The following is a 12,456-nucleotide window of genomic DNA, read 5'->3' on the forward strand; positions in this document are numbered from 1 at the left end:
GTGACGTCAAGCGCGGTGGTCGGCTCGTCGGCGATCAGCAGCATCGGATCGCAGGCCAGCGCCATCGCGATCATGACGCGCTGGCGCATGCCGCCGGAGAGCTTGTGCGGATATTCGTCGACGCGGCGCTCCGGCGAAGGAATATGGACGCGGCGCAGCAGTTCGATGGCGCGGTCGCGCGCCTGCCGCCGCGAGCCGCCGCGATGGCGCAGGATGGTCTCGATGATCTGCTCGCCGATGGTAAAACTCGGATTGAGCGAGGTCATCGGCTCCTGGAAGATCATCGCAAGGCGGTTGCCGCGCAGATCACGCAACGTCTCATCCGGCACGTCGAGCAGATCGAAGCCTTCGAAGCGGACCGAGCCGGTGACTTCGGCGGAGTGCTTTGACAGCAGGCCCATGATCGCCAGCGAGGTGACGCTCTTGCCGCAGCCGGATTCGCCGACCAGGCCGAGGGTCGCACCGTTGGCGACGCTGAGGTCGACACTGTCCACCGCGTGTGTAGTGCGCCCGTCATCGCCATGGAAGACGATGCGCAGGCCTTCGATTTCGATCAGCGGGACATCGGTCATTTCTGGTCCGCGATCGCGGTTTCGATGGTGGCGTCGATCGTTGCGCGGTCGGTCACTCCCGCAGGGTTCTTGCGCGTGGGCAGGAATTGCCGGAAATGCACCCAGCGTTCGCGGCTGACCCGTTCGAGGCGTTCGAGTTCGTTCAAGGGGTCGGCATGGTCGTCGACTCGCAGGTCGAGATCGGACCATTCCTCGTCGCCATGGATCAGCAACGCCGCAGATTGCTTGCCACGCTTGTCGCCGCCCGCGGCCTCGCCGGCGCGCATCGCCGCGATCAGGCGTCGTGCGAACGGCAGCTTGTCGTTGGCAATGTAGGCCGCCGCGGTATCGTCGAGCACGCGCGCGCCCGCAAGCATGTTGCCGGCAATCGAAAAACTTCCGCCTTCGACGTGTCCGCACCAATCCACGCAATCCGAGCCGGTATAAGCCGCAACGTGCCCGCGCGCGTCCATGATCTGCATCTGGCGGGAAGCATGGCCGCTATCGGCGGCTCTCAGCATCTCGATCGTCTCGCGCGGCGACTTTCCTTTGCGCAACAATTTCAATCCATCGATGCCGTAATAGGGATTGACCAGCGCCTGCGTCGCGATGGCGCCGACGCCGGCCGCGATATGCGGCACGCGCGCGCCGACCGCGAAAAATTTTGTCGCCACCGCAATTCCGAAATGGCCGGTGGCGGAATCGCGGGCGATGATCGACCAAGTCATCTTGTGAAAACTAGAGCTTGATGAATTCAGGTAGAGGCGGCTCTTTTTCACCTCTCCCCGCAGGGGAGAGGTCGAAGCCGGAGCGCCAGCGAAGGCTTCGGGTGAGGGGCTTCTCCACGCATTCAAACTCGCGGAAAAGCCCCTCACCCGCCGCGCATCTGACGATGCGCGTCGACCTCTCCCCTGCGGGGAGAGGTGAACTGAGCGTCGTGGCGATTCGACCTAAAACCAACATGCTCTATCGTCCGGCCGCGTAGCCCTGCATGCCGCGGGGATTGGCGGCGGCGCGGCGGCGGCGGCCGAGTTTCGAGGCGGCGGTGAGGCGGCCTTCCGACCAGTCGGGGCCAATTTCGACCTGATGGCCGCGCGCGCGCAGCTCCTTCACGGTAGCCTCCGGCACACGCGATTCCACCACCATGACGCCGGGGCGGGCCTTGCGCGGCCAGAACGACGACGGGAAATGCTCGGAGTGCCAGGCCGGCGCGTCGATCGCCTCCTGCAGATTCATGTTTGCGTGGACGTGGCGCAGGAAAAATTGAGTGATCCACTGATCCTGCTGATCGCCGCCGGGCGAGCCCCATGCGAGATATGGCTCGCCATCGCGCAGCGCCATGGTCGGCGTCAGTGTCGAGCGCGGACGTTTTCCCGGCATCAGCGCCGCCGGATGGTCTTCGTCGAGCCAGAACATCTGCGCGCGGGTGCCGAGGGGAAAGCCGAGTTCGGGAATCACCGGCGAGGAATGCAGCCAGCCACCCGACGGCGTCGCCGTGACCATGTTGCCGTCGCGGTCGATGATGTCGAAATGTACGGTGTCGCCGGGAATTGCGCCCATCCGCTCGCGGGCCTGCGTGATGTCCGGCAAATGGTCTTCGTCATGGGTCCAATCGATGCGGCCGACGGTCGGCTCGCCCGCGCCTGAGTTTTCCACCGCCGAGCGCGCGCCGGTGGCGAGGCGCACGTCGACCTGCTTGCCGAAACCGGTCACCGTTCCGGGCCGCAACTCCATCGAGGCGCGATCGGTGATCAGCTTGCGGCGCTGCTCGTTGTAGGCGTCCGAGAGCAGCACATCGACCGGCACATCGACGAATTTCGGATCGCCGTAGAAGGTGTCGCGATCGGCAAACGCCAGCTTGGTCGCTTCGACCTGAAGATGAATGAACTCGGCACTGACAGGACTCAGCGCATCCAGGTCAAAACCCTTGAGCAGAGCGAGCTGCTGCAGCGTCGCCAGTCCTTGCGTCCAGGGACCGGCTTTCATCACCGTGTAACGCCCGTAGTCGTAAGCGATCGGCGCCTCGATGGTGGCCTGCCAGCCGGCCATGTCCTGCCCGGTCAGGACGCCGCGGTGACGCCGGCCCGACGTATCCATGATTTCTTGCGTGCGGCAGAAGCGATCGATGGCTTCGGCGACAAAACCCTGCGACCAGGCTTTGCGGGCGCGTTCGATTTCATTCTCGCGGCTTCCGCCGCCGTTTTGCGCTTCACGAAGGATGCGTTCGTAAGTCTCTGCAAATTTCGGATTGCTGAAGATGCTGCCCGGCACCGGCACCTTGCCGTTCGGCAAATAGACCGCGGCGGAGGTCGGCCAATGCTCGCGAAACTGGTCCTTGACGGTATCGATGGTGGCGCTGGCGCGCTCGACCAGCGGAAAACCGTTTTTGGCGTAGTCGATAGCCGGGCTGAGCACTTCAGTCAGCCGCATCGTGCCGTAGTCGCGCAGCAGGGTCATCCAGGTGTCGAAGGTGCCGGGGATACAGGCCGCCAGCAGGCCGGTGCCGGGGATGAGATCAAGCCCGAGTTCGTCGCGGTAGTGCGCAATCGTGGCTCTGGCGGGGGCAGGGCCCTGGCCGCAGATCACCTCGGTGCGCCCGCGCTTCACATCGTGCACGATGACAGGCACGTCGCCGCCGGGGCCGTTGAGATGCGGCTCGACCACCTGCAGCGTGAACGCGGTGGCGACGCCGGCGTCGAACGCGTTGCCGCCTTTCTCCAGCGTGGCCATGCCGACCGCGGTGGCGATCCAGTGGGTCGAGGTGACCACCCCGAAGGTGCCTTCGATTTCGGGCCGGGTGGTGAAGGGATCGGGGTTGATGTTGCTCATGGGAATCCAGGGGCTAGGTGGGCTTACGCGGGCGGCGCACTTGACCACAGCCGGGGGAGCCTGCCAACCGGTCCCCGCACAATGCATGGGTGCCCCGGACGCAGTAGGGTGGGCAAAGGCGCGTCTTCGCGCCGTGCCCACCATCACAGTTTCCGATGCGAATGGTGGGCACGTCATCGGACGCGCGTTCGCGCGCCCGATGCCTTTGCCCAGCCTACGCACTTGCGCTGGCTTGCAGATTAACCGCATGGCAGGCGACGCCGTCGATCAGAGCGGGGGCTTGCCTTCGGCAGAGATCGAACGCCAGCGGGCAGCGCGGGTTGAAGGCGCAGCCGGGCGGCGGATCGATCGGGTTCGGGATTTCGCCCTTCACCGGGATACGCTGGCGGCCGGACATTGCTAAGTCCGGCACCGCGCCGAGCAGCATCCTGGTGTAGGGCATGCGCGGATTACTGAACAGTTCACGTCCCTCGGCGATCTCGACGATGCGGCCGAGATACATCACGCCGATCCGGCTGGCCATATGCCGGACCACCGCGAGGTTGTGGCTGATGAACAGATAGGTCAGGCCGAACTTATCCTGCAGGTCGCGCATCAGGTTCAGGATCTGCGCCTGCACCGAGACGTCGAGCGCCGAGGTCGGCTCGTCGCAGACGATGAACTCGGCCTCCGACGCCAGCGCGCGCGCGATGGCGATGCGCTGGCGCTGGCCGCCGGAAAATTCGTGCGGATATTTCCAGCCGTCGTCGGCGTGCAGTCCGACCAGGTCGAGCAACTCGCCGACGCGGCCGCGGATGTGGCGCTCGCCCTGAATGAGGTCGAAGGCGCGGACCGGCTCTGCGACGATCGCATCGACCCGCATGCGCGGGTTAAGGCTGGCATAGGGGTCCTGAAAGATCATCTGGATTCGCTTGCGCAATTGCTGACGCGCCTGCAATTGCCTGGTGTCGCTCATCGAGACGCCGTCGATGATGACTTCGCCCGAGGTCGGCGGCAGCAGTCCGACGACCATCCGGGCAACCGTGGTCTTGCCCGAGCCGGATTCGCCAACCAACGCGAACGTTTCGCCTTTGGCGATGTCGAAGGTGACGCCGTCGACTGCTTTGAGAAACTCCAGATGGCCGCCTTCGAGCAACCGGTTCAGCCATGGTTTCGAGACGTCGAATACGCGGCGCAAATTCCGGACATCGACAAACGGCGCCGCGGTCATGCCGCGTGCTCCTTGGCGGCGGTGTCATAGAGGTGGCAGGCCACGTCCTGCGTGCCGTGCCGGATCGGCTCCGGCCGTTCGATCCTGCAGCGGTCGAACGCAAAGGCGCAGCGCGGATTGAACGCGCAGCCCGGCGGAATCGCGGACAGACGCGGCATCGAGCCGGGTATCTGCACCAAACGCTCGGCCTCGCCGGCGAGTGTCGGAATCGCGCCCATCAGGCCCTTGGCATACGGATGCAGCGGATGCTGCACCACGTCCTGCACCGGGCCGATCTCGGCGATGCGTCCGGAATACATCACCGCGACGCGATCGGAGGTCTCCGCGATCACGCCCATGTCGTGGGTCACCAGCATCACGGCGGTGCCATGATCGCGCCCCAGCCGCTTGATCAGCGAGATGATCTGTGCCTGCACCGAGACGTCGAGCGCGGTGGTCGGCTCGTCGGCGATGATCAACTCGGGCTCGGCGCAGATCGCCAGTGCAATCACCACGCGCTGGCGCATGCCGCCCGAGAATTCATGCGGATAGGCATCGATGCGCTTGTCCGGCGCGGGAATGCCGACCTCGGCGAGCAGATCGATGGCGCGCTTGCGCGCTGCGGTCTCGGACAATGCGAGATGAGTGCGGATGGTTTCGACCAGCTGGTCGCCGATCCGATACAGCGGATTGAGGCTGGTGAGCGGGTCCTGAAAGATCATGCCGAGCCGTTTTCCCCGCAGCCGCCGCTGCTCCTCCTGGGGAAGATTGTCGATCCGCATGCCCGAGAGAAAGATCTCGCCGCCGCAGATGCGGCCGGGCGGATCAATCAGGCCGATCACCGCAAGGCCGGTGACGGATTTGCCGGCGCCGGATTCGCCGACCACGCCCAGCACCTCGCCCTTGGCGATGTCGAAGGAAATCCCGTCGATGGCGCGCAGGTTGCTGCGGCGGGTGACGAATTCCACGCTGAGGTTACGCACGGAGAGCACGGGTTCGGTCATGCGATCAGATGTTCGCGCATCATCGAAGTTTCGGGTTCAGCGCGTCGCGCAGCCAGTCGCCGAGCAGGTTGATGGAAAGGATCAAGCCCGCCAGCGCAACGCCCGGAAAGGCGACGATCCACCATTCGCCCGCGAACAGGTAATTGTTGCCGATCCGGATCAAGGTTCCGAGCGACGGCATGGTGTCGGGCATGCCGGAGCCGAGAAACGACAGCGTCGCCTCGGTGATGATGGCGAGCGCGAGGTTGATGGTGGCGATCACCAGGATCGGTCCCATCGCATTCGGCAGCACATGGCGCAGCATGATCACCGGCGCGGGCAACCCGATCAACTGCGCGGCCGCGACATAGTCCTTGCTCTTTTCCACCATCACCGAGCCGCGCACGGTGCGCGCGTATTGCACCCAAAAGCTCAAGCCTATCGCGAACACCAGCACGGCCAGCGTATTCATGGCATCGAGCCGGTTTCCCATCACCGACTTGACCACGCCGTTGATCAGAAGCGCAATCAGGATGGCGGGGAAGGTGAGTTGCACGTCGGCGATGCGCATGATCAGACCATCGACCGCGCCGCCCACATAACCGGCGATCAATCCAAGCATGATGCCGAGCGTGCCGGCGAGTACCACGCCGAGCACGCCGACCGTCAATGAAATTCGCAGGCCATACAGAATGGCCGAAAAGACGTCGCGGCCCTGTTCATCGGTGCCTAACAGAAATGGGCTCTGTCCATCGGCAGTCCACAGCGGCGCGATGCGCGAGTTCATCAGTTGAAGCTGCGCGGGGTCGAATGGATTCTGTACCGCGAGAACCGACGCAAAGATCGCGAGCAGGAAAAACAGCAGGGTGATGGCCGCCGCGACCATGGTGAGCTTGGAGCGGCGGAAGGAATAGAAGATGTCGCTTGCAACGATGCGGCCGAACAAATGCGGCGTGGGTGGTCCGGTATGAGCGGAAACGGCATCTGGTTCGACGGTGTGCGGGGCGAGAGCTTCGGTCATGCCAGTCTCTCGTTCAAACCGGGCGCTGGATGGTCGAGCGCAGCCGCGGATCGACCACGGTATAAAGAATATCGACGATAAGATTGATGGTGACGAAGATCAGCGACACCACCAGCAGGTAGGCGGCCATAATTGGAATGTCGACGTTCTGCACCGCCTGCACGAACAATAGACCCATCCCCGGCCACTGGAATACGGTTTCCGTGATGATCGCAAATGCAATGACCGAACCAAATTGCAGGCCGGCGACGGTGATGACTGGAACCAGCGTGTTCTTCAGTGCGTGGCCGAAGTGGATCGCCCGCGTCGTCAATCCGCGTGCGCGTGCGAAGCGAATGTAGTCGGTTCGCAGCACCTCAAGCATCTCGGCGCGCACCAGCCGCATGATCAGCGTCATCTGGAACAGGCCCAATGTAATCGACGGCATGATCAGCGCCTTGAGGCCCGACACCGTCAGCAGCCCGGTGGTCCACCAGCCGATCCGAACCACGTCGCCGCGGCCGAACGACGGCAGCCAGCCCAGCGTCACCGCGAACAGATAGATCAGCAGGATGCCGATCAGGAACGTCGGCAGCGAGATTCCGATCAGCGACACCGCCTGGAACACTTTTGCGAGAAACGAGTCGCGCTTCAGCGCCGAGTAGACGCCCATCAGGATGCCGAACACCATCGCGAGGATGGTGGCGCAGATGGCAAGCTCGAGCGTCGCCGGCATCCGCTCCATCAGCAAGTTCGAAACCGGCTGACGAAACTGGTAGGAGACACCGAACTTGAATTGCGCCGCATTGGCAAAATACCTCGCGAACTGCACCGGGACCGGATCGTCGAGCCCGAGCGATTTGCGGATTTCGGCGCGTTCGGCGGCCGATGTATCCAGCGAGACGATCTGGTTGACCGGATCGCCGGCGAAACGGAACATCGAGAACGAGATGATCCCGACCGCAATCATGACCCCGATGGCCTGAATGGCGCGGCGAAGAGTGAAAGCGAGCATGTGATCCTTTCACTGTGGAATCGTCATGCCCGGCCTTGTGCCGGGCATCCACGTCTTGGCAGTGTTACGACAAGAAAGACGTGGATGGCCGGGACAAGCCCGGCCATGACGAGGTCAGTTGCCTACTCCTGCTTGGTTGCCCAATAGAACAGCACCTGGTTGTCGGCGCGCTGCGTGAGCTTCACCTTTTTCGATACGCCCCATGCCAGCGCCTGCTGATGCAGCGGAATATATGCGAAATCCTTTGCGGCGATTTCGAAGGCTTCCTTGATCAGCAAATCGCGCTTGGTCGTATCGGGCTCCTGCAGCACCTTGTCGGTAACTTCATCCATTTTCTTGTTGCAGTAGCCGCCGAGATTGGCCTCGCCGCGCGCCACCTTGGGATCGTCGCGGCAGCCCAGGATGTCGTAGAGAACGTTGTGGGAATCCAGCGTCCCGGGCGTCCAGCCCAGCATGTAGAACGAGGTCTGGAAGCCGCCCGGTTTCAGAACCTTGGCAAAATACTGCGCCTTCGGTTGCGCCAGCAGATTGATCTTGACGCCGATGCGGGCCAGCATGCCGACCACGGCCTGGCAGATCGCGGCGTCGTTGACGTAGCGGTCGTTCGGACAATCCATCGTGACCTCGAAACCGTCGGGATAGCCGGCCTCGGTGAGGAGCTTCTTGGCGCCATCGGGATCGAATTTCGGTCGCGTGAAGTCTCCGGACAGCTTGAAGAGTTGCGGCGCGATCATCAGTGCGGACGGCGTGGAAAGTCCGCGCATCACCCGGGTCTTGATCAACTCGACATCCACCGCCTTGAAGAAGGCTTCGCGAACGCGGACGTCCTTGAATGGATTCTTGCCCTTCACGTTCGAGTACAGCAACTCGTCGCGGGCCTGATCCATGCCCAGAAAGATGGTTCGTACCTCAGGTCCCTTCAGGACCTGGGCGTTGGTGCCGGAATCGACGCGCGAAATATCCTGGATCGGAACCGGCTCGATGACGTCGACTTCGCCCGACAGCAGCGCGGCGACGCGCGTGGCGTCGGAGCCGATCGGCGTAAAGATAATCTCCTTGAGATTGTGCTCGGGCTTGCGCCACCAGTTCGGATTGGGCTTGTAAACGGTTTTCACGCCGGGCTGATGACTTTCGACCATGAAGGCGCCGGTGCCATTGGCGTTGAGCGAGGCAAAGCTCGGCGAGGTCGCAGCCACCGGCGTTGGCGCTGCAGTGTTGTTCGCCTCCGCCCATTTCTTGTTCATGATGTACCAGGTATCCCACTGCGAATTCAGAATGGGATTTGGCGAGGTCAGGATGAAATCGACGGTATGGTCATCGATCTTGACAACTTTGGTATCGGCGGCAACGCGGGTTTGCAGGTTTGAACCTTTCTCGCGAACCCGGTTCGCCGAAAAAACCACGTCGGCGGCGGTGAAGGGATCGCCGTTCTGGAATTTGACGTTCTTGCGCAGATGGAACCGCCAGCGGGTCGGTTCGGGCGTCTCCCAGCTTTCAGCGAGACCCGGAATGATCTTGAGATCCTTGTCGCGTGCGATCAGGCCTTCATAGACGTGCCCAAGGTGGGCGTGGGTGGTGGTCTCGTTGAGCGTATAGGGATCGAGCGATTTAAGCTCGCCCTGGTTGGCGTAGCGCAGGGTCTGGGCCGACGATGGATCTATCGCGAAAGCGGCGAGCGAAATGGTTGTTATCGCAAGCAAGGTCTGACGTACCGACATATGTTCACGGTCTCCGCTGTGCCATGGTTTAGCTTTCAGGCGATATTATCAGCATTATCGGCGCCAAAACGTCCCCGATCGCGCCCGCCGATCATTGTTGCCAGAGTTTGGCCGCCGCGCAAGCGCGATTTCCTGCTGTTCCCGAAGGGATCGGGCGCGGGTCTCGTTCAAGGCGGCCCGGTTTGCGCCGCGAGAGTGCAACGCCTAGCTTCAGGACAGGCGGCAGGCAAAGCGCGCATTCGACTTTCGGAGAAATGTGGTGGAGTTCAAGGCCGACATTGTTGTGCTTGGCGCGGGCATGGTCGGCGTCTCCGCAGCCCTGCACCTGCAGCAGCGCGGCCGCGAAGTCATTCTGGTCGACAGGCATGAGCTTGCCGGCGAGGAGACCAGCTACGGCAATGCCGGCTTGATCGAATGCGCCTCGGTTTTTCCGTACATGTTTCCGCGGGATTTCAATCAGATCCTTCGCTATGCGCTCAATCGCTCCCCCCAGGTGCGCTATGCGGTGGCCGACCTGCCGGGGTTTCTGCCGTGGCTGCTGCGCTATTATCTGGCGTCATCGCCGCAACGCGCGCTGCACAGCGCGATGGCGGAACTGCCTTTGATCCGCCGCAGCCTCATCGAGCATGAAGCCTTGATTGCGGAAGCGGATGTGCCGCAGCTGTTGCGGCGGACCGGCTGGATCAAGCTGTTTCGATCCGAGGCAACGCTGGCGAACGCGCTTGGCGATCTCGATCGCGCCAAACAATATGGCGTCGACGGCGAGGTCCTCGACTCCGGCGGCATCGCCGAGCGCGAGCCCAGTCTGACCGGAAATTTTGCCGGCGCGATCCGCTTTCCAGCACCAGGGTTCGTTCCCGATCCAGGCGGGCTCGCAAAAGCCTATGCGGCGCTGTTCGCGCGCAAGGGCGGACGATTTCTGGTCGGCGACGCCCGAACGCTCGAACAGCGCGCCGGCGGATGGCGCATCGCCGGCGCCAACGGCGCCATCGTCGCGCGGGAAATCGTGGTGGCGCTCGGCCCGTGGTCGGATCAGGTATTTCGTCCGTTGGGATATGCGATCCCGCTCGCCGTCAAGCGCGGCTATCACCTGCATCTGGCCCCGCGCGGCAATGCCGTGCTCAACCACCCCGTGCTCGATTCCGACCAAGGCTTTCTGCTGGCGCCGATGAACCGCGGCATCCGCCTCACCACCGGCGTCGAGTTTGCCCGCCGCGACGCGCCGCCCAACCCCATTCAGGTCGAACGCGCGTTGCCGAGGGCCCACGCGCTGTTTCCACTGGGCGATGCGGTCGAAGCCAGGCCATGGATGGGCGCGCGGCCGTGTCTGCCCGATATGCTGCCGGTGATCGGCAAGGCGCCGCGCCACGACGGACTGTGGTTCGACTTCGGCCACCAGCATCATGGCCTGACGCTGGGTCCTGCCACCGGCCGCCTGCTGGCGGAAATGATGACCGGCGAAACGCCGTTCGCCGATCCGAAACCGTTCGCGGTCGAGCGTTTCGGCTAAACCTCTCCCCGCCCTTTTGCGGGGAGAGGTCGGATGGCATCGAAGATGCCATCCGGGTGAGGGGCGAGGCACCGTGCTCGAACAATTAACCCCTTCTCGGGTCGAAAAGGCTGAGAAGTTTTGTGCGACCCGACAGACCTTCGCCCGCTGCAGCATAGTGCCTTGCCCCTCACCCGAAGCCTGCGCTGCGCTCCGGCTTCGACCTCTCCCCGCGAAAGGGCGGGGAGAGGTTAAGAAGGCGCTCTCATTCTAACAGGTCGCTTGCCCGCGCGCCCGGTCGCGGCGATACTGCCACCCCTTCGTGTTGCTCTTGTGGGGCATACCGAACCGGCTGAGGAGCAGACATGAAAGTCAACGTTGAAGTAGATTGCACGCCGCTGGAAGCCCGTCAGTTCTTGGGACTGCCGGACGTGCAGCCGATGCAGACCGCGGTGATGGACAAGTTGCAGCAGCAGTTGATTGCCAACATCGAAAAGGTGTCGCCGGAGGCGTTGATGCAGAGCTGGTTCACGTTCGATCCGAAGATCGCCGAACGGTTTCAGGACATGTTCGTGACCATGGCCGGACTTGGCACCGGACTTGGCGGCACGCGAGCCAAGGACAACAAATAGTGGCGGCGATGGATCAGAGCGAGCCGGCCGCAAGGCGCCGGCTTCGTCCGCCGAGCCTTTTTCTGATGCTGGCCGAGGTGCGGAGCCTGTTCGAATTCAACACCAGCCTGTTGCTGTCGCCGCTGCTGATGCGGGCGCCGAAAGGCGACGGTCATCCGGTGCTGGCGTTGCCGGGCTTTCTTGCCAGCGACCTGTCGATGGCGCCGATGCGGCGATATCTGAAGCAACTCGGATACGACACCTACGCCTGGAAGATGGGCCGCAATCTCGGCGGCATCGCGTCGCGGCGCAACGCGCTGAAAAGCCTGCTCACCGAGATCCATGGCAACACCGGCCGCAAGGTCAGCATCGTCGGGTGGAGCCTCGGCGGCGTTTATGCGCGCGATCTGGCGCTGCAACTCCCGGACATGATCCGCTCGGTCATCACGCTCGGAAGCCCGTTCGCGAACGACGTGCGGGCCACCAATGCCACACGGCTTTACGAAGCGCTGTCCGGTGAGACGGTGGAGCACAATTCCGAGCTGACAAAAGCCATCGCCGGCGATCTGCCGGTGCCGGCGACATCGATCTACAGCCGCACCGACGGCATCGTGAACTGGCGGACCTCGCTGCTGCGGCCTTCCGATACCGCTGAGAATATCGAGGTGCATCTGGCGAGCCATATCGGCCTAGGCGTCAACGCCGCGGCGCTATGGGCGGTGGCGGACCGTCTGGCGCAAGCCGAGGGGGAATTTCACCCATTTGACCGGTCGGGGCCATTTGCCATTGCATATGGGTCGCCGGTAAATGCACAATCCGGATCGGTGTCCTGAACGCGGGCGCTGCTGAACCGCAAGAATGCCTCCAAGAACGCTTTCAAGGCGTCGTGTGATCGTCTGCCGGGAGGAAACCATGGCTGAAGGCAAGAAACTGTCCTCGATGGACGCGTCGTTTCTGTATCTGGAAACGCCGGAGATGCCGATGCATGTCGGCAGCATGGCGATCTTCCGGCTGCCGGAGAATTACCAGGGCAACTTCTTCGAGGATTTCAAGGCGATGATCGCCTCGCGG

12 protein-coding genes are annotated in these 12,456 nt (G+C 63.1%); 4 read left to right on the plus strand and 8 right to left on the minus strand.

Features of this window, described 5'->3' with window-relative positions; translation table 11 throughout:
• From VGP39_RS23025 to VGP39_RS23060, 8 genes are all read right to left on the minus strand, one after another.
• A partial coding sequence (locus VGP39_RS23025; protein WP_327570398.1) for an ABC transporter ATP-binding protein occupies positions 1-572 on the minus strand: 572 nt, incomplete at its 3' end.
• Positions 569-1,279: a DUF1028 domain-containing protein gene (locus tag VGP39_RS23030; RefSeq protein ID WP_327570399.1), complete on the minus strand. Its 711-nt coding sequence runs from the start codon at positions 1,277-1,279 to the stop codon at positions 569-571. The genes VGP39_RS23030 and VGP39_RS23025, both read right to left, overlap by 4 nt.
• A gap of 238 nt (positions 1,280-1,517) precedes the next feature.
• On the minus strand, positions 1,518-3,380 hold the full coding sequence (locus VGP39_RS23035; RefSeq protein ID WP_327570400.1) for a gamma-glutamyltransferase family protein: 1,863 nt from the start codon (positions 3,378-3,380) through the stop codon (positions 1,518-1,520).
• A 214-nt stretch (positions 3,381-3,594) separates the two neighbouring features.
• A complete protein-coding gene (locus tag VGP39_RS23040; RefSeq protein WP_327570401.1) occupies positions 3,595-4,590 on the minus strand; it encodes an oligopeptide/dipeptide ABC transporter ATP-binding protein in 996 nt (331 codons plus the stop codon).
• Positions 4,587-5,573, minus strand: a complete 987-nt coding sequence (locus tag VGP39_RS23045; protein WP_327570402.1) for an ABC transporter ATP-binding protein — start codon at positions 5,571-5,573, stop codon at positions 4,587-4,589. The genes VGP39_RS23040 and VGP39_RS23045 overlap by 4 nt, the downstream gene beginning before the upstream one ends.
• 19 nt (positions 5,574-5,592) lie before the next feature.
• Positions 5,593-6,573, minus strand: a complete 981-nt coding sequence (locus tag VGP39_RS23050; protein WP_327570403.1) for an ABC transporter permease — start codon at positions 6,571-6,573, stop codon at positions 5,593-5,595.
• A 13-nt stretch (positions 6,574-6,586) separates the two neighbouring features.
• A complete protein-coding gene (locus VGP39_RS23055) occupies positions 6,587-7,567 on the minus strand; it encodes an ABC transporter permease (RefSeq protein WP_327570404.1) in 981 nt (326 codons plus the stop codon).
• Positions 7,568-7,689: 122 nt separating this feature from the next.
• Positions 7,690-9,285 carry an ABC transporter substrate-binding protein gene (locus VGP39_RS23060; protein WP_327570405.1) on the minus strand — a complete coding sequence of 532 codons (1,596 nt, stop codon included), beginning with the start codon at positions 9,283-9,285 and terminating at the stop codon, positions 7,690-7,692.
• Positions 9,286-9,541: 256 nt separating this feature from the next.
• Between VGP39_RS23060 and VGP39_RS23065 the strand changes: the two genes are divergently transcribed.
• From VGP39_RS23065 to VGP39_RS23080, 4 genes are all read left to right on the plus strand, one after another.
• Positions 9,542-10,795: an FAD-dependent oxidoreductase gene (locus tag VGP39_RS23065; RefSeq protein ID WP_327570406.1), complete on the plus strand. Its 1,254-nt coding sequence runs from the start codon at positions 9,542-9,544 to the stop codon at positions 10,793-10,795.
• A 344-nt stretch (positions 10,796-11,139) separates the two neighbouring features.
• A complete protein-coding gene (locus VGP39_RS23070) occupies positions 11,140-11,406 on the plus strand; it encodes a DUF6489 family protein (protein WP_327570407.1) in 267 nt (88 codons plus the stop codon).
• Between the two features lie 8 nt (positions 11,407-11,414).
• Complete coding sequence (locus VGP39_RS23075; protein WP_327570408.1) at positions 11,415-12,218, plus strand: alpha/beta hydrolase; 804 nt, start codon at positions 11,415-11,417, stop codon at positions 12,216-12,218.
• A gap of 79 nt (positions 12,219-12,297) precedes the next feature.
• On the plus strand, positions 12,298-12,456 hold a 159-nt coding region (locus VGP39_RS23080; protein ID WP_327570409.1), incomplete at its 3' end, for a wax ester/triacylglycerol synthase domain-containing protein.

This window comes from Bradyrhizobium sp., assembly GCF_036009065.1.
Taxonomy (GTDB): domain Bacteria; phylum Pseudomonadota; class Alphaproteobacteria; order Rhizobiales; family Xanthobacteraceae; genus Bradyrhizobium.

Bases quoted from the DNA above. Each gene is read 5' to 3' on its own strand.
- VGP39_RS23030 (WP_327570399.1), bottom strand. From the start codon at position 1,279: ATGACTTGGTCGATCATCGCCCGCGATTCCGCCACCGGCCATTTCGGA.
- VGP39_RS23055 (WP_327570404.1), bottom strand. From the start codon at position 7,567: ATGCTCGCTTTCACTCTTCGCCGCGCCATTCAGGCCATCGGGGTCATG.
- VGP39_RS23070 (WP_327570407.1), top strand. From the start codon at position 11,140: ATGAAAGTCAACGTTGAAGTAGATTGCACGCCGCTGGAAGCCCGTCAG.
- VGP39_RS23045 (WP_327570402.1), bottom strand. From the start codon at position 5,573: ATGACCGAACCCGTGCTCTCCGTGCGTAACCTCAGCGTGGAATTCGTC.
- VGP39_RS23035 (WP_327570400.1), bottom strand. From the start codon at position 3,380: ATGAGCAACATCAACCCCGATCCCTTCACCACCCGGCCCGAAATCGAA.
- VGP39_RS23050 (WP_327570403.1), bottom strand. From the start codon at position 6,573: ATGACCGAAGCTCTCGCCCCGCACACCGTCGAACCAGATGCCGTTTCC.
- VGP39_RS23075 (WP_327570408.1), top strand. From the start codon at position 11,415: ATGGATCAGAGCGAGCCGGCCGCAAGGCGCCGGCTTCGTCCGCCGAGC.
- VGP39_RS23040 (WP_327570401.1), bottom strand. From the start codon at position 4,590: ATGACCGCGGCGCCGTTTGTCGATGTCCGGAATTTGCGCCGCGTATTC.
- VGP39_RS23060 (WP_327570405.1), bottom strand. From the start codon at position 9,285: ATGTCGGTACGTCAGACCTTGCTTGCGATAACAACCATTTCGCTCGCC.